Genomic DNA, 22,738 nt, shown 5'->3' on the forward strand with positions numbered 1-22,738 from the left:
TGAATGTTTGTGATATCTAAAAATAACTCATTCTCGATTTTGAACATGATAAAATAGTGCAATGTCCTACCAGACTTTTAAAGCGATCTTCATGTTCCAAAAAGAAATTTCTCAACTTAATCTATCACAAATAAAATCTGGCGAAAAAAGATGGTTAGGGGCGCTTAAAGGCTCTGCCATCGCTTTGCTTTTAAAAGAAATAAGTCAAAACTCTGATCGACTCTTTGTTCTGGTAGCTAGAAATAATCAACATTTAGCTCAACTTGAGAGTGAACTTGAATTTTATGGTGTGAAGCCCACCATCTTTCCAGATTGGGAGATCTTACCTTACGATCGGTTGTCTCCGCATCAAGATATTGTCTCAGAAAGATTATCAGTGCTCTCTAATATGCCAGCAAAAGGGATACTACTCATTTCAAGCACAACTTTGGCACAACGTGTTGCGCCGACGTCTTGGGTGTTAGGTGAGCATTTTGATATTAGCGTTGGGCAAAAATTTGATTTAGAAAAGCAGAAACAACGCCTGATTCAGGCTGGTTATCATTTGGTCGATACTGTATATGATCATGGAGAATTTGCTGTTCGGGGAAGTTTAGTTGATATTTTTGCTTCAGGGCAAGATGCTCCAATTCGAATAGATTTGTTTGATGATGAAATTGATTCTTTGAAATTTTTTGATCCAGAAACTCAAAGGACCACGACGAAACTTGAACATTTTAAGGTTTTACCAGCTAAAGAGTTTCCTTTAAAAGAAGGTAGAGCTCAATTTCGAGACCGTTATGCTGAAGAGTTTCCAACGGCGAACCCGAAAAAAAATCCGATTTATCAGGATGTAATGGAGGGTATATCTTCACCCGGATTGGACTATTACTTTCCGCTGTTCTTTTCAAAAAAAGAAATGCTAGAACAAAGTAGTATTACATCATACTTACCAAATCATTCCATTGTCATTACAGATCGAAATATTGAAAGTGAATTAACTCAATTTTGGAAAGATATTTATCAGCGTTATGAAGACCGACGTCATAATGTTGATCAACCTTTATTAGCTCCAGAACAAATCTTCTTTCAACAAAATCAAATTTTTGAACAACTCAATCAGTTTCCTCGTATTATCGCATCTGACGAAGTTTTTGAACCTAAAGCGGGTGTAATCAATACCTCTGCTGAACAGCCACCTCGTTTAGCGGTAGAGCCTAAACATCAACAGCCATTTCATGCTGTAAAATCATTTATTGATGCTGCGCAACACCCTGTCTTACTCGTTGCTGAAAGTGCGGGACGTCGTGAATCGTTAAAGGACTCCTTGCGAGCAAGTATGGGTGAAATTCCTGTTGTAGAGCATTATCAGGAGTTTATTAATCAACAATATTCAGTAGCAGTAACGCATGCACCACTTGAACGTGGCTTGGAGATTAAAGGACAAATATCTGTCATTTCAGAAAATCAACTCTATGAGCATCGTGTTGTACAACGCCGTAGAAAACGCCAGCATGAAGTTTCTGAAGAGTTCTTAGTTAAAAGTTTAACTGAATTAAGTATAGGTGCTCCTGTAGTTCATATTGATCACGGTGTAGGTCGCTATGCGGGATTAGTGACTTTATGTATTGATGAGCAAGACCACGAATTTTTGCAACTTAATTATGCTGATGATGCCAAAGTCTATGTTCCTGTCACCAATTTGCATCTGATTAGTCGATACAGTGGAGGTGATCCTGATTTAGCACCACTACATAAACTTGGTACTGATGCTTGGAATAAAGCTAAGCGCAAAGCACTAGAGCAAATACATGATGTTGCAGCCGAACTTCTTCATATTCAAGCAAGACGCCACTCAAAACCAGGTATTCAATTTGAATTAGATCACACTACTTATATGCAGTTTGTTAGTGGTTTTGCTTATGAAGAAACGCTTGATCAAGCGAATGCTATCGAAGCGACTTTATACGACATGCAACAAGCTAAACCAATGGATCGTTTAGTCTGTGGTGATGTTGGATTTGGTAAGACAGAAGTGGCGATGAGAGCTGCTTTTGTTGCTGTACAGAACAATAAGCAAGTTGCTGTTTTAGTTCCAACAACTTTACTTGCGCAACAGCATTATGAATCTTTCAAAGATCGATTTGCTGATTGGCCTATCCGTATTGAAGTGTTATCTCGATTTGGCTCAAATAAAACACACTTAAAAACGATCGAAGATTTGGCAGAGGGTAAAGTTGATATCGTCATTGGAACGCATAAAATTTTGCAGGAAAATGTCCAGTTTAAACAACTTGGATTGATGATTGTTGATGAAGAACATCGCTTTGGTGTGCGAGATAAAGAACGTATTAAAGCGATGCGTGCCGATGTAGATATGCTGACGCTAACCGCTACGCCAATCCCGCGTACCTTAAATATGGCGTTTTCAGGTATGCGTGACCTCTCAATTATTGCTACACCACCTGCACGCCGTCTCGCTGTTAAGACCTTTGTCAATGAGCAGACCGATGCCACGATGAAAGAGGCGATCTTGCGTGAACTATTACGTGGTGGTCAGGTTTATATTTTGCATAATGAAGTGGATACCATTGAACGAGCGGCTGAAAATATTCGGTTGTTAGTTCCTGAAGCTCGGGTTGCAGTTGCGCATGGTCAAATGCGTGAGCGTGAGTTAGAACAGGTCATGCAGCAGTTTTATCATAAAGAATATAATGTATTGGTGTGTTCGACCATTATTGAAACGGGAATTGATGTACCAAATGCCAATACAATTATCATTGAGCGAGCAGACAAGCTAGGTTTGGCACAACTTCATCAACTGCGTGGTCGTGTGGGGCGCTCTCATCATCAAGCCTATGCGTATCTGATGGTTCCGTCTATTAAAGGCTTAAAAGGTGATGCTGAAAAACGACTTGATGCCATTCAGCGTGCTTCTACTTTAGGCGCTGGTTTTGTATTGGCGACAGAGGATTTAGAAATACGTGGAGCAGGCGAGCTTCTAGGTGAGCAGCAAAGTGGTTCAATGCATGCAATTGGATATAGTCTATATATGGAAATGCTTGAGAAAGCGACTAAAGCCATCCAAAATGGTAAGACTCCTAACTTTGATGCACCTTTGTCACTCACCGCAGAAATTAGTTTACATATGCCTGCATTAATTCCAGATGAATATTTAGGTGATGTGCATCAGCGTTTATTGTTCTATAAGCGAATTAGTAATACGGATACACAAGAAAAACTCGATCATATCCGTATGGAGCTTATCGATCGTTTTGGTGTGCTACCTCAACAAGTGAAATATCTTTTTACTGTTCATCAGGTGCGTATAAAAGCAGAAAAATTAGGTATTACCAAGATTGATTTGAGTAAGCAGGGTGGCCAAATTGAATTTTCACCTGATACTCCTGTTCAAGCGATGAGTATTATCCAAATGATGCAAAAACATCCGACATTTTTTAGAATGGACGGTGGTCAACGTCTGAAAGTGATGGTTATGCTTGAGGAAAATGATAAAAGAATTCAGTTTATTAATGATCTTTTAGATGAGTTGATGAGGGGGCTCAACTGATCTAAGTTGGGCTTGAATCAATACTTGTTCATTGCTCAAAATGCACTGGCTGACAGTCAACCTTATAGGTTGATTTTTTAGCGATGCATTGCAATGAATGAGTGAGATTCAAATCAATGAAATACATATTTTTTTGTATCGAAACACATGACTAATAATACTCAGTCTAAAACTGTTGTGTTAGTATTAGCTATCCATTTAATTTTTGCGTCATTTATAAATATATGTTTAGTTTGCATCCACAACTTGCTCAAGATACTTTTTTTGTTGGCGATTTTCCACTTTCAACTTGTCGTTTAATGAATGACATGCAATTTCCATGGTTGATTTTGGTACCGCGTGTTCCTGGTGTAACTGAATTATATGAATTAAGCCAAGCAGACCAAGAACAATTTTTAAGAGAATCTAGCTGGTTATCTAGTCAATTATCTCGAGTTTTCCGTGCGGATAAAATGAACGTTGCAGCACTAGGAAATATGGTTCCTCAACTTCATTTTCATCATGTAGTTCGTTATCAGAATGATTCTGCATGGCCTAAGCCTGTTTGGGGTGCTTCACCTGCAGTTCCTTACAGTAATGATGTTTTAGCGCATATGCGTCAAACGCTCATGCTCGCGCTACGTGGTCAAGGTGACATGCCTTTCGATTGGCGTATGGAGTAAATACGTCAATTTCAAGGAAGAATAAAAATAATGTGAATTGAGGTAATAGCAATTGCCATTTGAACGAATGCTGGATAAAGAGCCACAGCAGTTTGAAGTACTCCTCAGGATGATGGGGTATGTGATGATCGCGATTCTTGTTGTGATCTATTATTTCACTTCACAAAACCAAAATTATCAGATTTTATACCCTCTATTTATTTTCTTGCTGATTCTATTGGCACCCCGAATTTCACACAGTATCCAATATCGTTATGGTAGTAAAACCAGACGTTTTGCGTTCTTTATTATTGATGTAGTTGTTGTAGCTACCGCCTTAGCAGCAGTGCATTTAAGTTTGTTGCCAACATTTGTTTTCCTATTTGGATTGGTGTTTACTGCCGTTAATAATAAAATTTCGATGATGGTGAGTTCAATTGCAATTTTAGTTGCGATCATTGTTTTTTATATTTGTACAATTTTTATTTTTGGTTTTGAAGATTATTTCCAGCAAACTTCAATCGAATTGTCCGTAGTCTCGTGTATATGTGCGATTCTTTTTGTGAATTTTGCTAATTATTATCAGAATCGACGTGTAAAAAAATTAGATGTTCAACGTCAAACTTATTTTAAAGAAATGAATCGATATATTGAGTTATCGAATCAGTTAAGCCGCTATGCACCAATTCAATTGTGGCAATCAATCATGCGTGGTGAAACTGAAGCGAAACTTGAATATAAACGAAAAAAAATTACGATTTTCTTCTCTGACATTCAAGGGTTTACTGAGCTTTCAGAGACTCTTATTCCAGATGACTTAGCTTTTGTTTTGAATGACTATCTGAGCCATATGACTGAAATTGCCAAGCAATATGGTGGAACAATTGACAAGTTTATGGGAGACGCGATTCTCATTTTCTTTGGAGATCCAGATTCGCAAGGGGTTGAGCAGGATGCCAAAAATTGCATCGATATGGCGATGGCAATGCGTCAACAAATGAAATTTTTGCGTGAACGCTGGGTGAAAATGGGATACTCAGCACTGCATATACGTATGGGCATTAGTACAGGTTATTGTCACGTTGGTAACTATGGCGCAGTTCATCGAATGGCATATACCATTGTTGGGCGGGATGCAAATTTAGCTGCAAGACTTCAAAATGCTGCAGAAATTGATGAAATTCTAATCTCGGATGAGACTTATAAGTTAGTTAAAAACTATTATCTTTGTGCACCTCAGGAACCTGTAGAACTGAAAGGGATTCATGGTTCGATTAAGAGTTGGCAGGTAATGGAAAAATATAGCACCAAGCAAACCCATCAACATTGGTTTGATTATGAGTACAAAGGGTTTCAGCTGGTGCTGAATATGGAAGAAGTACAAAATTACGAATATGCTGAATTAATCGCAGTTTTAGAAAAAATGATTGAACGTATTAAACTTCAGCAGGATTTAACCAACTCTTCTGGTATTGTGAAATTAAAACTATCTGATGAAGTAAAATATCTAAATTAGGATTTTATATCTACACAAATAAAAAGGTCACTTAAGTGACCTTTTTTATATGGTTTTACAAATGATTAATGATTTTCAGAAGCATGGTTAATCGTGTACTTCGGAATTTCAACTTCTAAATCATCATTTTCAATTTTTACTTGGCAAGAAAGACGTGAATCTGGCTCTAGACCCCAAGCACGATCGAGTAAATCTGCTTCTACATCATTCATTTCTTCAAGACCGTCAAAACCTTTACGAACAATGACATGGCAGGTCGTACAAGCTGCAGACATATCACAAGCATGTTCAATTTTGATACCATTTTTTAGAAGGCTTTCGCAAAGATTGGCATTTTGCTCAACTTCAAACTCAGCACCTTCAGGGCAAATTTGCGCATGTGGAAGAACTTTAATACGTGGCATAAATTTTTACCTATGTTTAGTTTGAGTTTGACCAATCGTCAAGCTTAGTGCCTTTGAGAGCATGATCAATATGTTGATTCATTCGTTTTGCAGCAAATGCATCACTATGAACTTTTAACGCAGCAACAGCAGCTTCAATTGCTTCAATATCAGAAGTTTCAAGTTGTTGAGCCAAATGAGTTTGTGCAGAAATTAAATCCTGAGCTTCCTGTTCAGTCAAGAGTTTAATATCAGCTTTAAGCGCTTGAGAAAGAGCTTCAAGTTCTCGTTGAGCTTCAACTTTAGTTTCATGTAAATGACGAAGGGCTTTATCTTCTGCTGCAAATTTAAAACCATCAAGTAGTAGGCGCTCCATATCAGTATCAGATAAACCGTATGATGGTTTAATATCAATCTGAGCTGAGACGTTAGATGTTGTTTCACGAGCAGATACCGATAAGAGACCGTCAGCATCGACTTGATAAGTCACTTCAATGCGTGCTTGACCAGCAGTCATCGGTGGAATGCCGCGTAAAACAAAACGTCCGAGACTACGGCAATGTTCTACTAAATCGCGCTCACCTTGGACAACATGGATTAACATCGCAGTTTGACCATCTTGATACGTGGTGAACTCTTGACGACGAGCGACAGGAATTGCAGTATTGCGTGAAATTAATCGCTCTACTAGTCCACCCATGGTTTCAATACCAAGTGATAATGGTGTTACATCAAGTAGTAGAGAACCATCTGTACTATTACCAATTAATTGGTTGGCAGTAATTGCAGCACCGATTGCAACGACTTCATCTGGATTAATGGTACACAGGGGTTCTTGACTAAATACTTCTGCTACAGCTTTTTGTACCGCATAAGAGCGAGTAGAGCCACCTACTAAAACGACATTTTTTATATCGTCTAATTTCAATTTAGCGTCACGTAATACTCGTTTGCACACTGAAATCGTTTTATCTAGAGCAACTTTAATGATGCTTTCAAACGTTGAACGATCCAAAGTTAATTCGTTTTCTAAAAGCTGAAGATTAACTTGATCTTGGTCCGATAAAGCTTCTTTCGCTTTACGTGCTGCAACAAGGAAGTGTGCATACTCGTTATCATCTAAGGTCTCGATATTGAGTGATTTTTTAGCCCACTTGACGATAAGACGATCTAAATCATCGCCTCCAAGTGCAGTGTGTCCACCTGTAGCGAGTACCTCAAATACACCCTGTGAGAAACGTAGGATGGAGACGTCGAAAGTACCACCACCTAAGTCGTAAATCACATAATTTTGATCTGTACTTAAATTTGTTGCTTGATCTAAACCATACGCTACAGCTGCTGCTGTAGGTTCGTTTAATAATCTCAGTACGTTTAAACCAGCGAGCTGTGCAGCGTCTCGTGTTGCTTGACGTTGTGCCTCATCAAAATAGGCAGGTACTGTAATGACAGCACCATTTATGGGATTTTTTAAACTTGCTTCAGCACGATCTTTTAGATTTTTTAGAATTTCAGCAGAAATTTCGACAGGTGTTTTACGACCTTGCGCTGTTTCAAAAGCAGGCATCTGATTGTCTTCACCCACCAATTGATATGGGTGTTGAAATTTAATATCAGCTTTTGAGCGTCCCATAAAACGTTTTACAGAGACAATAGTATTCTGTGGGTCACGAGTTATAAACGGTTTTGCGTCATTGCCGAGCACAGTAGAGTTTTCAGCATAATGTACGATAGAAGGAAGTAACACTTGACCTTGTTCATCGTTTAGAACTTTAGGTTTGCCAGAAAGCACAGTTGCTACAAGAGAGTGGGTCGTACCTAAATCAATACCAATAGCAATGCGATGTTCATGTGGCGCACTTGATTGTCCAGGTTCAGCAATTTGCAAGAGTGCCATGTGTTAAATCCCTTGAAAATAAAACAAAAAAATAAAATTAGAATTGGTCATCTAAGTCAAAATCTTCATCATCGAGAATACGATCTTCAGCTTGATGTATATCATTCATCACTTTTTGGAAGAAACGTAATTTTCGAACAGTATCGCGAGAATCAGCCCAATCTTCAGCTTCATAGTCTATTTTGAATTCGCGAACTAAACCATCAATCCATTGTTGCACTTCAGTTTTTAAAGATGAAAGTTGTTCAGAACTTTGAGCTTCATCTAACTGTTCACGAATTTCTAATGCAGATTGTAAAAATTCGAAATCATTGATGGATTGATCTAAATGATAGTCTTGTTTTTTGAGTGTAAGTAAATATCCAGCACGGCTGTCAACTTGAGATAAAACTTTATAAGCTTGATTGATTTCGCTAGATTTGATCAAGGCTTGGTCTTTATTTTCAGCTTTATCTGGATGATATTGTTGCTGCAATTTTAGAAAGTTAGCTTTCAAAGTTGCTAAATCAATATCGAGTGCTACAGGGAGATTAAACAACTCAAAATGATTCATGGATTGGAAATTCCAAAATAGTGAAAAATAAAAGTGGGCGCTGAATAGAATTAAAACAGTGCAGGGCACTGTTTTAATCAGGTAAAAAGAGAATGATTATCTTAAACAGTGAAAGATTCACCACAACCACATTCACCTTTTTTGTTTGGGTTGTTGAATTCAAAACCTTCGTTTAGGCCATTTTTAACATAGTCCATTTCCATACCTTCTAGATAAACAAGGCTCTTAGGATCAACGAAAACTTTAACCCCAAACTGTTCAAAGACTTGATCATGTTCGTCAACTTCATCAACGAATTCGAGAACATAAGCCAATCCAGAACAACCTGAAGTTTTCACACCAACGCGAATACCTTCACCCTTACCGCGATTCAATAAATAATTGCTGATATGAGTTGCAGCATTTTCAGTTAAATTGATCATGAAAACTCCATTCAATCATCAAGCGCTAAATTAAGCTTTCGCTTTTTTGCTACGGTAGTCTTCTACAGCAGCTTTAATTGCATCTTCTGCAAGTACAGAGCAGTGTACTTTTACAGGAGGAAGCGCAAGTTCATTTGCAATATCAATATTCTTGATTTGCTGTGCTTGGTCTAAAGTTTTACCTTTTAGCCATTCAGTTACAAGTGAACTTGAAGCAATTGCAGAACCACATCCGTAAGTTTTGAAGCGAGCTTCTTCAATTACACCATTCTCATCCACTTGGATTTGAAGACGCATAACGTCACCACAAGCTGGTGCACCGACCATACCTGTACCTACGTTTTCTGCGTTTTTATCTAAAACACCAACATTACGAGGATTTTCGTAATGATCAATCACTTTTTCGCTATAAGCCATGATGCGTCTCCAAACCTCAGGGTCGGCTGATAATATTTAATATGGGTGCATCTTATTAAATTTCAATATTTAAGCTTAATAAGATGCATGTGTTTGGTTTAAATTAGTGTTCTGTCCATTCAACTTTCGACAGATCAATCCCTTCTTTGTACATATCCCAAAGTGGAGAAAGGTCACGTAATTTTTCTACAGCAGCTTTTGTCACTTCTAGTACGTGATCAATGTCTTCTTCAGTCGTATATTTACCAAAACTGAAGCGAATTGAACTGTGTGCTAACTCATCAGATAAGCCTAATGCACGAAGAACATAAGAAGGTTCTAATGTTGCAGAAGTACAAGCTGAACCAGATGAAACAGCAGCATCTTTAAGTGACATCATTAAAGATTCACCCTCAACGAAGTTAAAACTTACGTTTAAGTAGTTTGCTACGTTTTGAGTCGGATGACCATTTAAGAAAACTTGTTCAAGATCTTGTAGACCATTCCAAAGTTTGTCACGTAGAGTGCGTAAGCGAGTTTGTTCAGCAACTAGGTTTTTACCTGCAAGTTCAAATGCTTCACCCATACCAACAATTTGGTGAGTTGCAAGCGTACCAGAACGCATACCGCGCTCATGACCACCACCATGCATTTGAGCTTTAAGACGCACACGTGGACTACGACGTACGTAAAGTGCACCGATACCTTTAGGGCCATAAATTTTGTGAGCAGAGAAACTCATTAAATCAATTTTCATGGTTGATAAATCGATTTCAACTTTACCAGCAGCTTGAGCGGCATCTACGTGGAAATATGTCTTATTCGCACGAGTTAATTCACCAATAGCGGCAACATCAGTCACAGTACCAATTTCATTATTGACCATCATTAATGAAACAAGAATTGTATCTGGACGTAAAGCGGCTTGAACCATTTCAGGAGTAATTAGACCTGTTTGAGCTTCTGGTTCAAGATAGGTAATTTCAAAGCCTTCTTGTTCTAATTCACGGCAAGTATCTAAAATTGCTTTATGTTCAATTTTACTCGTAATGATGTGTTTGCCTTTTGAAGCGTAGAACTGTGCAACACCTTTCAATGCAAGGTTGTCAGATTCTGTAGCGCCAGATGTCCAAACGATTTCGCGTGGATCTGCTTTTACAAGATTTGCAACTTGCTCACGAGCGTATTCAACTTTTTCTTCAGCTTGCCAACCATATGCGTGCGAACGTGATGCAGGGTTACCAAAAGTCCCATCGAATGTAAGGCATTCCATCATGCGCTCAGCAACTTGTGGGTCGACTGGAGTCGTTGCAGCATAATCAAGATAAATTGGACGTTTCATGTCAAATACCTGTAACCGATAAAAGGGCTGAATCTAATGGAGCTGTATTCTGGCGGATCGCAACAGTTTGAACGTTATCGCGAGCAACTAAATCAGCAAGAGAGATTTTAGCTAAGTAATCGGCAATGTGGAGGGAGAGTTCTTGCCATAAATCGTGAGTTAGACACATTGCGCCATTTTGGCAGTTACCTTTGTGGTCACAACGTGTTGCATCAACAGTTTCGTTTACAGCTTCAATAATTTCTAAGACCGTAATATCAGAAGCATTACGCGCTAAATGGTATCCACCATTAGCACCACGTACACTCGAAACCAAGCCATGACGCTTTAATTTAGCAAATAGTTGTTCTAAATAAGCCACAGAAATAGTTTGGCGAGTAGCAATTTCTGCCAAAGTAATGGTTTGTTCAGTCGGCTGCAAAGCTAGATCAAGTAATGCAGTCACTGCGTAGCGACCGCGAGTGGTTAAGCGCATGATTCGATACACGTGTAAAAGGCTAGATGATGAAATTTTATGAATTCCGACTAATTTAGTCAAGTATTTTTTCTAAAAACCAACTAAATTAATCGGAATTAAATATGGCGAGGATTCAAACAGATAAAACTTTATTATTTTAATAATTATTCAATAAATTATACACGATTAAAGCCACAAATAGAACCGAAACTATCCCGAATGCAATGTTGATACGTTTTTGGTTGGATTGCATGCGACGAATACGATTTTTATATTGTTTTACCTCTACTTGAAGTGTATTGATTTTAGATCTTTGTAAGTCAATTTTTTCAAGTAATGGTGCAATGCGTTTTCTCGAAGCCTTTGTATCTTGGTCTTCAGAAGCTGTTGTTAACCAATTTTTCCAATCTGAAAGTAATTTCGGTGTTGAGAGATGCAATGCTAAATCTCTGAATTCGTCTTTAAGGGTTTGATCACCTTCAATACGCATTTTTTTCAAACTTCTGCGGTTTGCGAACCCGAAAATTTGAATGATATCGACTAAAGTACTACTTACCTTGAGGTCAGGTTCTTTTTCTGGCGCTTGAAGGTCAAATAAGATGCCTTTATCCGTAAATTGGATATAAAAGTCAAAATAGGGGATGTAGCTATTCATTTTAATTGTAATTTGTTGTTCTACAAATTTTTTTGCTTGAAGGCGAACAACACGGTCATGTTTTAAGACGAAAGAATAGAATGTCTCTAAAACTAACATAACAATGTTAAGCAACAAACGGGTATGACCTTGTTGTTGTTGCGATTCACTCATAAAAAAATCCTATTCAAATTTAATAAATCTAAAAAGTTCTATTAACACAAACTTAAATTAAGTCTAAGATTACATCATTTATCATTGCTTTGTAGAACAGTTTTGAACAAGGTTCAATAGCGATATTTGATATTATCAATGTATTTTATGCACGAATAGTCAGTTTAGAGGCTAAAATATACAGGAGTGTAACGGTGGATCAAGATGTAAATAACAATAAAGAACAGGAATTAATGGACAACTCACAATCTGCAAACTCACGTAAAACAAAGCATCAACGTAAGTCCACACTTGATTTTCGTAAATATACTAAACAAATTTGGCTTGCTGGTTTAGGTGCTTTTTCTCGCGCAGAGGAAGAAGGTAATAAAATGTTTGACTCTTTAGTCAAAGTTGGTGAAGAGCTTGAATCAAAAACGGTTGAATTTACAGATCAAACAGTAAACAAAGTTGCGGAAAAAACTAAAGAGTCTGTTACGGATAAAAAAGATAAGGTCGAAAAACTTTTAGATCATGGGGTGAGTACTTCGCTTAATCGTATTGGGCTCGTCTCAACTAAAGATGTACAACATCTTGAGAATATGATTTTAGATATTCACCAGAAATTAGATGTGCTCATTGCTGAAAATCAAGCTTTACGAGCCAAACTCGAAAAAAAATGATGGATTTAGAGATAAAACTGTAATTTTGGTATTTTTTGTCGCTTATTTTGATCAAAACAGGTCGAGCAGTATTGCGTTTCCCCCCAAAGCATTGCTATAAAGTCGTCATGGCCTTTTAAAATACAAGCCTTGGATTTTAAACAAACGATATAAGAGGACGTAATCTTCATGAATAAATCAGAATTGATTGATGCGATTGCAGAGAAAGGGGGATTGTCTAAGACTGATGCTGGTAAGGCATTGGACGCGACTATTGCTTCTATTGGCGAAGCGCTGAAAAAAGGTGACTCTGTTACTTTAGTAGGATTTGGTACTTTCAGCGTTAAAGATCGTGCTGCACGCACTGGTCGTAACCCGAAAACTGGCGAAGAATTACAAATTAAAGCAAGCAAAGTTCCTAGCTTTAAAGCTGGTAAAGGTTTAAAAGATTCTGTAGCTTAATTCTTATTAAGTCCAAAACGCGCCGACTTGGCGCGTTTTTTATTAAAAAGAAAATTTATGGCTTCATCTGATATATTCGGTTTGGATTATCAGTTAGAATCGCTTTGAAATAAAATATTGGAATACCTATGGAATCGTTTCGTAAACTCATTAAAGGGTGGCTCGGCAAAGTCCTTCTAGTATTATTTTTGACACCATTGGCATTGGTCGGTATTGAAGGCTATTTCGGTGGTGGAAACAAAGATGGGATTGCTAAAACCGTTAATGATTTAGAAATTTCTAATAAAGAGCTAGAAGTTCAAACGAAGAATTATAAAGATCAATTCTTACAAATGGTTCAAGGTGATGAATCACTTCTGAATCAATCGTATATAGAACAAATGGCTCTAGATAGTTTAATTGATCGTGCTTTATTGGTTCAGCAGGCTGAAAAGTTAGGCATCAGTTTAAGTGATGCTCAGATTGAACAAATGATTGCTCAACAGCCAAGTCTGCAGGTTGATGGTAAATTTTCACAACAAGCTTATGAAAACTATCTTCGATCAATTAATATGACGAGCCAGGGTCTAATCCAAAATTTAAGACAAGATCATGCGCTTCAAATGTTAGTTTCAAGCATTCGTGATAATTCTTTGGTAAGCCAAAGTGATATTCAGCAAATCGCAAATCTACAAGGTGAGCAACGTACGTTATTTATGTCATCTGTAAAATTGGATGATTACAAAACGTCTGTAAAAATAACTGATGCTGAAGTCGCTGCTTATTATGAAAAACATAAAGTGCTGTTTAAGCAACCTGCCTCAGTTGATCTTGATTATGTATTGGTAACGCCTGCTATGGTAGCAAATGCCACAACAACTGTTACAGATGCAGAATTAAAACAAGCTTATGATCAATATGTAACTCAACAAAATAAAAATGCCAAAGTTGAAGTCCAACATATTTTGATTACAACAGATAATCGTACTGCGCTTGAGGCTGAAAAAATAGCCAATGATGTCTATGCAAAAATTCAATCAGGATTATCTTTTGCAGAGGCTGCTCAACAGTATTCTGAAGATTCTAGTTCCAAAGATAATGCGGGTCGAGTTGATGGTTATGAAGCCGGTGTATTCGGTGATGCTTTTGATAATGCAGTTCAAGCTTCAAAAGGTACGATTTCTAAGCCAGTAAAAACCGATTTTGGTGTACATATTATTCAAGCTAAAGCTGCTCAAGTGAATGTTGCTAGTTTTGAGTCTGAAAAAGCACGTCTTGAAGCTGATTTATTAAAATCTAAAAATGCCAATGCTTATTCTGATCTAGTAAATGGTTTGAATGAGCTCGTTGTAAGTAGCGATGCTTTAGATGTAGTCCCTCAGGAATTAAAATCGGCTAAATTGGTTACTGCGAATAATGTAACTCTTGCCACTCAAAATACAGTCCTAGCGGATCCTGCTGTAAAAGCTAAGATCTTTAGTCAAGATGTAAAAAATGGTGATCGTAATGCGACCAGCAATATACAATTGGCGAATGGTGATACAGTTTGGTTGAAAGTTCGTGAATACCGTGAAGCTGGTGTTCAACCTTTATCAGTAGCCAAAGCGAAGGTTAAAGAAAAGCTGTTGAATCAAAAGGCATATGAAGCTGCTCAAGCAAAAGTTGCTGCAATGTTAAAGGATTTTAAAACACTACCTTCACAGCAGGTTTTATCTAAGCATCAGCAATCTTTCGTAAATGCTGGTGTTTTTACTCGTTCTCAAGGTCTTAAACGAGAAATTGAACGTGCTGCATTTAGTGTGCCTGCACCTAAAGCAGGAATGTGGTCTGTGACTACAGCTCAATTACCAAATGAAATGGTAATTATCGGTGTGGCTGAGGTAAAAAAACCATCTATGGATTCGATTTCGGCTGAAGAAAAACAGCAGCTTGCACAGCTTTATCAAAACTATCGTGGTACACAATTACTTAAAGATTACACTGAGTATTTAAAGTCAGTTGCAAAAATTAAGTAACTCACCAGTAATTCTATCTTCATAAAAAAAGCACTTCGGTGCTTTTTTTATTTTGCTATGATTTATTTAATTCGATTAATTCAAATAAGTATTCCGATACTGGCTTGGACTGCATAGATAATGTTTTTTGAAGGCTTGACTAAATGCAGTCTCTGATGAATAACCAACTTTGTGCGCGATTTGTTGGATTGAAAGCTGGCTCAAGCGTAAAAGTTGACTGGCTAATCTTAAACGGTGTTTCTGTAAGTATGCTAATGGTGTTTCATTCACCATATTTTGAAATAAATGAGCGAATTTTGAACGCGACATAAAGCAAGTTTCTGCCAATGATTCTACAGTCCAGTTTCGTTCTGGTTGGCTGTGAATCGCTGAAAATGCAGGGCTCAATTCTGGGTGAGTAAGTGCATTTAACCAGTTATTCTGATCTGTAAGCGTGGAAATGTAATCTCTCACGCATTCGATTAACATAATACTCACCACGTGATCCATAATCTTATGGCGACCAGGTCGGTTCATCTTGGTTTCATCAGCCACGAAATAAAGCCCGATCCTTAACCACTCCGGCTCTCTAGCATTCAGTGCATTGTTTAAATGGATATAAGTGGGTAAGGCTTGAATCAATGGTCCACCCATAATACTGTCCATGTTAGATCGTATACTGAAGATGAGAGATTTCTCAGATTTATCATCTTCGTCACCGAGGATAATTTCATCATCTCTTAAACCTTTAAATAAATGATCTATTTGAGTAATGTTGACTAATGTTTGTTCTTGATGGCTATAGGCTTGATGTGACATTCCAGAAGGAATAATTGCCATATCTCCAGCTTTTAAGTGTAGCTGTTCGCCATTTTGAAATTTAAAAAAGGCTTCACCGTATAATAAAATATAGGTAATCATGGCTGTTTGATGACTTAACTCAAAAGCCCATTTACCTTGTGCTTGAAGGTAGAGATATTCCGTATTTTTGAGGTGAATATCTTCAAAAACTTGACTGAGGGCATCCATGTTTTTCGTATATTCCCTATACGCTTACAATTGCTGAATCTTAACATGTGTAAAGATTTCTATAATGTATTTTAGCTTCAAAATCGTTGTGGAAATACGACTCAATAGCTTTTTTGGACGATTACGACTGTATTTGAAATTTGAAATGAACAAAGATAAAAATAAGAAATAGAAAAGGAAAATTGCAAGTGAATGCAAAGGTAAAAGTTGAAGAGTTATTGAGTCAGAACCCGATAGCGCAAGGCTTACAACTGGATAAGAAGCGTTACTTATGGTTGCTTAGTCCAGCACTACCTGTATTAGGGATGGGCTTTTTGGCTGGATATCAATACGGACCTAAAGCAACTAAAAAATTGTTTGCATTAGGTGGACCTTTATTATTACACGTAATTATTCCCACCATTGATGCTTTGGTCGGTACTGATGAGAATAATCCGAGTGATGAGCAGATCAAAAAATTAGTCAGTGATCCTTACTATGATCGTATAGTAAAAATGTTTGTTCCTTTACAATATGCAGCCAATTTTTTTGCTGGATACGTGGTCTCTCGTAAAGAAACCCCATTGTTGGATCAGTTGTTGATTGGTTGTACTATGGGGTTGATCAACGGTATTGGTGTGAATACTGCCCATGAACTATGCCATCGACCGAAGCGTGCAGATCATTATTGGTCACACGTGACACTAGCACCACTTGGTTACAATCATTTCCGTATTGAGCACCCATATGGGCATCATAAGCGCGCAGCTACTCCAGAAGATCCAGCGACTTCTAAGATGGGTGAGACCTTTTACGAGTTTCTTCCAAGAACCATTAGCGGTGGCTTGAAGTCAGCAATACAGATTGAAAAACATCGATTAAATCGTAAGGGTGAGTCGTTCTTTTCACTGAAAAATGAGTTATTTCACGGCGCAGCCATTAGTGCAACTTTTCACGCAACGATGCTAAAACTGTATGGTAAGAAAATTTTACCATTCTTAGCCATACAGTCACTTTACGGTGTGACTTTATTTGAAATGGTCAACTATCTTGAGCACTACGGTTTATTGCGAGAAAAGAAAGAAGATGGAAGTTATTCGCGTACTATGCCTGAACATAGTTGGAATAATAATAACATCACAACCAATCTATTCTTATACCAGTTGCAGCGCCATTCGGATCATCATGCTTATCCGACACGACCATTCCAAGCATTGAGAAACTTTGAAGAAGCGCCAGTGTTGCCAAGTGGATATGCGACGATGTTGATCCCAGTTTTAATACCTAAGTTATGGTTTAAAATTATGGATAAGCGCGTATTTGACCATTATGGTGGCGATTTAAATAAAGCCAATATTCATCCAAAACGACGAGCAAAAATTTTTAAAAAATTTGGTGTTATTGATAAATTATTGGGCTAACACTCAAAAATAAAAAAACCGACCATGGGTCGGTTTTTTTATAATACTTTTAACATGCGTATTTCGCATGCATCACTATGTCCAGTATTTCCTAATGGGTGTTGTAGATGTTGAAAACCTAATTTTTCATATAATTTTACAGCCTGCCAGAGAGATGCTGTGGTTTCGAGATAAATTTGCGTGTAACTCTGATCTCGTGCAAATTGGATACATTTTTCTAGAATTTGTTTTGCAAAACCCAAACCTCGTATTGAGGGCATAAAATACATTTTTTGTATCTCTAGGGTGTTTTCGTGGCCCAGCAAAGGTGCAATGCCCCCACCACCAAAGACCTCGTGTTGGTCATTGCTAATAACCCAATATATGGAGTGAGGTTTTGTATAAACGTCATAGAGTTGATCTAGAATTGGATCTGCTACTGCGAAGCCTGATTCAGCAGCGAGAGCAAACTCCACTGAGACTTCACGAATGATTTTTGCAATATGGGGATTATCTTGGGGTTGAATAGTTCGAATAAAGTACATAATCGATGAAACTTATTAAATCTTCACAGAGTATATCTAAGTTTCATCGGAGTTGAGTTTAATTCAACGTGATTTATTTCAATTCGCTTGATGATTTTCCAAGTTCACGGCGCGCAACAATAAGCTGTTGAATTTGTTGTGTACCCTCGAAGATATCTAGTATTTTGGAGTCACGCGCCCATTTTTCCAACAACTCATCTTCGGTATAGCCTACACTTGCAGCAAGTTCGACACACTTCAATGTAATTTCATTACAAATTCGTCCAGCTTTCGCTTTTGCAATTGAAGCTTCACGCGAGTTAGGCTTTTTATTGTCAGCCATCCATGCAGCTTTTAGGGTTAATAAACGAGCAGCTTCCCATTCTGCTTCCATACGATAAATCTGAGCTGCAATATTTGAGGATTGAAGGTAGGGGGTGGCATATTCAGCATCTAGTTGGTCTTTAAAAATTTCCTTGATACGCTCTAAAGACGCTTTAGAGCACCCAACTGCCATTGCAGCCACAAGAGGGCGTGTATTATCAAAAGTTTCCATGACGCCAGCGAAACCTTTTGCAACATCGATTTCAGCATTGCCTAATAAATTTGCAGCAGGGACACGACAATCGATAAAGCGAATGACAGCAGTATCTGAAGCTTTAATTCCGAGTTTATGTTCAAGACGTTCAACGGTCATGCCAGGCGTGCCTTTAGGAACAACAAATGATTTGATTGCTGCACGCCCAAGTTTTTTATCGAGTGTTGCCCAAACCACGACTGAATCAGCTCGTTCACCAGAAGTGACGAAAATTTTCTCGCCATTTAAAATATAATCATCACCATCTTTAGTCGCTGTGGTGCGTATTGCTGCAGAATCAGATCCACAGCCTGGCTCGGTAATTGCCATCGCAGCCCAAGTTCCTTTGAAGCGTTCAAGTTGCTCTTCATTGGCTACAGCAGCAATTGCAGAGTTACCTAATCCTTGGCGAGGCATGGTAAGTAATAAACCAGTATCGCCATAACACATCTCAATTACACCCAAAGCAGTAGACATGTTCACGCCATTTTTGTTGCCTTGAGTCGTATCTCCACGTTTATTGACGGCAGCGCCAGCATTCATGCCATCGCCACCTTCATTCATACCATCCAATAGGGATGCTAACATGTCGAGTTCTTTGGGATAAGCATGTTCAGCTTTATCATATTTGCGTGAAATAGGGCGAAGCACGTTTAACGCTGTCTGATGAGCTTGATCAACAAGCATTTTAAATTTTTTCGGATTTTCTAAATTCATCATCTTTGTCCTTAAATTTTTATTATTTGATTAAGCATGTAAACCAGAATGCATAATGGCAGTAGCACGCAAATCCCGATACCAACGTTCAACTGGATGTTCTTTGGTAAAGCCATGTCCACCTAAGAGTTGTACGCCATCAGTGCCAATTTTCATTGATTTTTCTGCACACAAAATTCGTGCTAAGTATGCTTCACGATGGAAACTTAAACCTGATTCTGCGCGGCTTGCAGCATTCAAAACCAACATTTTCATAGCATCAATTTCAATAGCCATATCCGCGATCATAAATGCAACACTTTGACGGTGGGATATTGGTTCACCAAATGCGGTGCGTTCATTGGCATACTGAATGCAATATTGTTTAACCGCTTGGCATGTACCCACTGCCATTGCACACCACATTAAATTGCCCAGATCAATGAACGCTGAATAATCAAAATCTTGCTCATTTAGTTTAAATGCTGGTGTGTTGTTAAATTTTAGGCTCACAGATTGGGTTGCTTTAAGCCCCATTGCTGGATTTGCTTTATATGAAATCGTTTCATTTCGCTCAACAATGAAAACCTGAGCTGTTCCATCTAAATCTGCGGAAACCAATAAAAGATCTGCCTGCTCACCTAGAATAACGATAGTTTTTTCACCATTAATGACAAAATGATCGCCTTGGCGTGTCGCTTTTGTTTTTAATTGGAAAGGGTTGAAAGCAGGTGTATTTTCCTGAACAGCAAAAGTTGCAAATAGATCATCTTGTTCGCTAAATGCCGACAAATACTTATTTTGAATCTCTGCTGAACCCCACTGTGTAATTGCATTAATGACTGAGAACGTGGAGAGTAATGTAGCTGTTAATGAGAAGTCACCTTGTGCAAGTTGCTCTGCGATCAGCACATTTGTAACCACATTCTTTTCTGAAGCAACGCCGCCGTATTGTTCAGGCAATGCATAATAATTGACACCTAAATCTTTAAATTGAGCCCATAAGTTTTCTGGAAAAGTAGCTTGGTGGTCGGCTGTATGTGCTAGGGGGTAGAGAACTTCATGAGCAAATTGTTGCATCGCATCAACAGTCATCTGTTGTTCTTCAGAAAGGCTGAGATCAAATAACCCTTTTTGCTGATTGGATAGACGTTGAGTCGGAGTATTGGATTTTTGTTTAAAAATTTTCTGTGTAGAGCCCAAGGTTTTAAATCCAGCCTTAGAACCTTGATAAAGCGAGCGTTCGATAATTTTTCTTAGTTTTAATTGATCGATTAAATCACTGCCTGCGAGCTTAGTGATCAAGGCTAAGCCTAAACCTTGCGCTTTGTTTGCGATATCATTCATTGTTGTAAATTCCCTGATGGTTTTTTTATACAACAAGATCGTGACATGTGTTTAGTGAAATGACTATGTCGAAAATGACTAGCTTAAAAGACTTTTTTGACCAAACAGATAAATGGTAATTGAATAGGTATTCTAATGAAATTTAAGATATATTCTTTTTAGTAATTAAATTTTTTATTTAATAAATTGACCATAGTGACACGATAGATCACTATGGTCTTTGTTCCTTAAACATATGATTGGATCATTTTGCGCACATTTGTTTTTGCTTCGATCACAGTCATGAATGTATATGCACCTATGAACTTACGACTGATGAACATAAATTCTTTCGGTGGAACTGAAAAATAGCGCGATGCCATCGACTTGGATGCTCGTTGCATCACACGGCTATGCAGTTGGCTTTGTTTCCAATCATAGCGCTGCTGTTCATCCATAATGCCTGTTGGTAGGTCTGGATTATTGCTATAAGTACTAAAAGCTTCAGTAGCTAGAAGGAACACTTTTGCCATGTCAGGTTTAATGCTTAATGGCATTGCATCGAAAAACTCATAACCTGTCATAGCATTGACCATGGCTTGAGCATCATGATGATAGCCCGCGGTAATTAAATTACGAGCTACCTTGAGGAGTTGATCATCAAATTGACGGATCGCACCGAAGTCTAAAAGAATGATTTTATCTTCAATTTGCGCGCCGTCACCTAAGCGTACTAGGTAGTTACCAAAGTTAGGATCAGTCTGCATCTCGCCCCATTCAAACACTTCACGAACGGCAATTTCAAGCGATGCTTCACCTAATTTGTTGCGACGCTCCTGAGGGAGTGAAAGCATGACTGGGCTATTAATCGGAACACCACGCTCAAAAGTCATACAAAGCACTTGATCTGTACAATATTGATCAATAATTTGTGGAACAACATAACGCGGATCATCTTTTAAACGCGCTCTAAAACGACGTGTTGTTTCAGCTTCAATTTTGTAATTTACTTCACGATGCATCATTTCGCGAACCTCATCAAACCATTGATCAAATTCACGAGTTTGAGGAACCATGCGTGTAAGTTTGAGCATGTTCTTAAACAAGCTCATATCTGAGTCAATTGCGCTTGCTACACCTGGATATTGAACTTTGAGCACCAATTCAAGACCATCGGACTTACGTGTTGCACGGTGAACTTGCGCTAATGATGCGGTGCCTAAAGGCTCATGATCAATGGTAAGATCTTCGAGTTTAGAGCCAAGTTGGTTGCGCAGTTGCTCATGGATCGCAGGCCACGCGAGGGCAACGGTCTGATTATTTAAAGTGTTTAAGGCTTGCGTAATCTCTTCAGGTAGAAAATGTTCACCATATAACGCCATCATTTGACCAATTTTGACGATAGAGCCTTTTAATTTACCGATTTCAGCAACAAGATAGTCAGCTTGTTCTTTCATCGCTTGTTTACGTTTTTTTTCTTTTTCTTCTTCGCTTGAAAAAATAGAACTCGCACTTGAAGCAGCCCAGCGTGTGCCAGCCAGTAGAGAAGCTTTCGCAATCGAAAGACGGCGATCTATTGAAGAGGTTTTTAATTGTTTAAGCTTTTCATTCTGATCTGACATGAAGTTTAGGTCCTTTAAGCGAATCGCGCAGAGAAATCATTGTATTGAATATTACATGTTATGAACGTATTAAAATAGTTCAAGTATTTCAATATCAGGTGTATAAATGGTCAATTTATTCAAACTTAAATAGCCTAAGCTTTCTAAAGTCGATATTTAACTGGGAGTTGAGCTCGAGTAGACAGAGACACGCGATACTCAGAGATGAATAACTTCATTAAGTTGACAACAGTTTCATGAATAAATCCAAGGGCATATGCTTTGATAATAATGACGCTAGGTAAGCTGAAGAAAAAATATTTAACATCATCCAAACTTGGATTTTCAAAAATTTGATGATCCATCAAAAATTTCTTAAGAAATTGTTTTTCTGTTGTGACACGAGGGGAAGAATCATCACTCCAGTAATTTTGACGCATTGCCATTAAATTATTGTGTTTATAACTCATACTTTAACTTTTGAAATTCACTTTAACTTTTATTAGTTTGAGTCTAAATTTTCTTTTTCAAGTCTGGTGAGCTTTTCGAGAGACAAAAAAAGCGG

21 protein-coding genes are annotated in these 22,738 nt (G+C 38.0%); 7 read left to right on the plus strand and 14 right to left on the minus strand.

Annotated elements, in window-relative coordinates; genetic code table 11:
* Positions 1–91: 91 nt before the first annotated feature.
* From mfd to AC1M9A_RS03050, 3 genes are all read left to right on the plus strand, one after another.
* Positions 92–3,550, plus strand: coding sequence for a transcription-repair coupling factor (gene mfd, locus AC1M9A_RS03040; RefSeq protein ID WP_481609590.1), 3,459 nt, complete (start codon positions 92–94; stop codon positions 3,548–3,550).
* A 224-nt stretch (positions 3,551–3,774) separates the two neighbouring features.
* Positions 3,775–4,212 (plus strand): HIT domain-containing protein, encoded by a 438-nt coding sequence (locus AC1M9A_RS03045; RefSeq protein ID WP_035263634.1) that lies wholly within the window; start codon positions 3,775–3,777, stop codon positions 4,210–4,212.
* A gap of 52 nt (positions 4,213–4,264) precedes the next feature.
* The gene (locus tag AC1M9A_RS03050) at positions 4,265–5,707 is read left to right on the plus strand and encodes an adenylate/guanylate cyclase domain-containing protein (protein ID WP_481609591.1); all 1,443 of its coding nucleotides are present in this window, start codon (positions 4,265–4,267) and stop codon (positions 5,705–5,707) included.
* Between the two features lie 65 nt (positions 5,708–5,772).
* On the opposite strand, the gene fdx is transcribed toward AC1M9A_RS03050, so the two are convergent.
* The 8 genes from fdx to AC1M9A_RS03090 form a co-directional block, all read right to left on the minus strand.
* On the minus strand, positions 5,773–6,111 hold the full coding sequence (fdx, locus tag AC1M9A_RS03055) for an ISC system 2Fe-2S type ferredoxin (protein WP_035263630.1): 339 nt from the start codon (positions 6,109–6,111) through the stop codon (positions 5,773–5,775).
* A 16-nt stretch (positions 6,112–6,127) separates the two neighbouring features.
* Positions 6,128–7,987 carry a Fe-S protein assembly chaperone HscA gene (gene hscA / locus AC1M9A_RS03060; RefSeq protein WP_481609592.1) on the minus strand — a complete coding sequence of 620 codons (1,860 nt, stop codon included), beginning with the start codon at positions 7,985–7,987 and terminating at the stop codon, positions 6,128–6,130.
* A 37-nt stretch (positions 7,988–8,024) separates the two neighbouring features.
* The gene (gene hscB / locus AC1M9A_RS03065; protein ID WP_481609593.1) at positions 8,025–8,540 is read right to left on the minus strand and encodes a Fe-S protein assembly co-chaperone HscB; all 516 of its coding nucleotides are present in this window, start codon (positions 8,538–8,540) and stop codon (positions 8,025–8,027) included.
* 101 nt (positions 8,541–8,641) lie between these two features.
* Positions 8,642–8,962: an iron-sulfur cluster assembly protein IscA gene (gene iscA, locus AC1M9A_RS03070; protein ID WP_035263624.1), complete on the minus strand. Its 321-nt coding sequence runs from the start codon at positions 8,960–8,962 to the stop codon at positions 8,642–8,644.
* Positions 8,963–8,992: 30 nt separating this feature from the next.
* Positions 8,993–9,379, minus strand: a complete 387-nt coding sequence (gene iscU, locus AC1M9A_RS03075; RefSeq protein ID WP_035263622.1) for a Fe-S cluster assembly scaffold IscU — start codon at positions 9,377–9,379, stop codon at positions 8,993–8,995.
* A gap of 103 nt (positions 9,380–9,482) precedes the next feature.
* On the minus strand, positions 9,483–10,700 hold the full coding sequence (locus tag AC1M9A_RS03080) for an IscS subfamily cysteine desulfurase (protein WP_035263620.1): 1,218 nt from the start codon (positions 10,698–10,700) through the stop codon (positions 9,483–9,485).
* A 1-nt stretch (position 10,701) separates the two neighbouring features.
* Positions 10,702–11,175 carry an Rrf2 family transcriptional regulator gene (locus AC1M9A_RS03085; protein WP_035263618.1) on the minus strand — a complete coding sequence of 158 codons (474 nt, stop codon included), beginning with the start codon at positions 11,173–11,175 and terminating at the stop codon, positions 10,702–10,704.
* Between the two features lie 139 nt (positions 11,176–11,314).
* On the minus strand, positions 11,315–11,965 hold the full coding sequence (locus tag AC1M9A_RS03090; RefSeq protein WP_481609594.1) for a hypothetical protein: 651 nt from the start codon (positions 11,963–11,965) through the stop codon (positions 11,315–11,317).
* Positions 11,966–12,198: 233 nt separating this feature from the next.
* Here AC1M9A_RS03090 and AC1M9A_RS03095 point away from each other — a divergent pair, with 233 nt between their 5' ends.
* From AC1M9A_RS03095 to AC1M9A_RS03105, 3 genes are all read left to right on the plus strand, one after another.
* Positions 12,199–12,627, plus strand: coding sequence for a phasin family protein (locus tag AC1M9A_RS03095; RefSeq protein WP_481609676.1), 429 nt, complete (start codon positions 12,199–12,201; stop codon positions 12,625–12,627).
* A gap of 168 nt (positions 12,628–12,795) precedes the next feature.
* Positions 12,796–13,068 (plus strand): HU family DNA-binding protein, encoded by a 273-nt coding sequence (locus AC1M9A_RS03100; RefSeq protein WP_035263613.1) that lies wholly within the window; start codon positions 12,796–12,798, stop codon positions 13,066–13,068.
* A gap of 128 nt (positions 13,069–13,196) precedes the next feature.
* A complete protein-coding gene (locus tag AC1M9A_RS03105; RefSeq protein ID WP_481609595.1) occupies positions 13,197–15,062 on the plus strand; it encodes a SurA N-terminal domain-containing protein in 1,866 nt (621 codons plus the stop codon).
* 75 nt (positions 15,063–15,137) lie between these two features.
* On the opposite strand, the gene AC1M9A_RS03110 is transcribed toward AC1M9A_RS03105, so the two are convergent.
* The gene (locus AC1M9A_RS03110) at positions 15,138–16,070 is read right to left on the minus strand and encodes an AraC family transcriptional regulator (RefSeq protein ID WP_092766332.1); all 933 of its coding nucleotides are present in this window, start codon (positions 16,068–16,070) and stop codon (positions 15,138–15,140) included.
* Positions 16,071–16,258: 188 nt separating this feature from the next.
* On the opposite strand from AC1M9A_RS03110, the gene AC1M9A_RS03115 reads away from it, so the two are divergent.
* A complete protein-coding gene (locus tag AC1M9A_RS03115) occupies positions 16,259–17,470 on the plus strand; it encodes an alkane 1-monooxygenase (RefSeq protein ID WP_035263607.1) in 1,212 nt (403 codons plus the stop codon).
* Positions 17,471–17,508: 38 nt separating this feature from the next.
* On the opposite strand, the gene AC1M9A_RS03120 is transcribed toward AC1M9A_RS03115, so the two are convergent.
* The 5 genes from AC1M9A_RS03120 to AC1M9A_RS03140 all read right to left on the minus strand — a co-directional run bounded on the left by AC1M9A_RS03120 (position 17,509) and on the right by AC1M9A_RS03140 (position 22,643).
* Positions 17,509–17,994 carry a GNAT family N-acetyltransferase gene (locus AC1M9A_RS03120; RefSeq protein WP_092766331.1) on the minus strand — a complete coding sequence of 162 codons (486 nt, stop codon included), beginning with the start codon at positions 17,992–17,994 and terminating at the stop codon, positions 17,509–17,511.
* Positions 17,995–18,067: 73 nt separating this feature from the next.
* Positions 18,068–19,267: an acyl-CoA dehydrogenase family protein gene (locus AC1M9A_RS03125; protein WP_035263603.1), complete on the minus strand. Its 1,200-nt coding sequence runs from the start codon at positions 19,265–19,267 to the stop codon at positions 18,068–18,070.
* 30 nt (positions 19,268–19,297) lie between these two features.
* Positions 19,298–20,593: an acyl-CoA dehydrogenase family protein gene (locus AC1M9A_RS03130; protein ID WP_092766330.1), complete on the minus strand. Its 1,296-nt coding sequence runs from the start codon at positions 20,591–20,593 to the stop codon at positions 19,298–19,300.
* A gap of 227 nt (positions 20,594–20,820) precedes the next feature.
* Positions 20,821–22,194: an ABC1 kinase family protein gene (locus AC1M9A_RS03135; protein ID WP_481607397.1), complete on the minus strand. Its 1,374-nt coding sequence runs from the start codon at positions 22,192–22,194 to the stop codon at positions 20,821–20,823.
* Between the two features lie 143 nt (positions 22,195–22,337).
* Complete coding sequence (locus AC1M9A_RS03140) at positions 22,338–22,643, minus strand: hypothetical protein (protein ID WP_481607396.1); 306 nt, start codon at positions 22,641–22,643, stop codon at positions 22,338–22,340.
* Between the last annotated feature and the right edge of the window lie 95 nt (positions 22,644–22,738).

The organism is Acinetobacter sp. ANC_7634 (assembly GCF_056779875.1).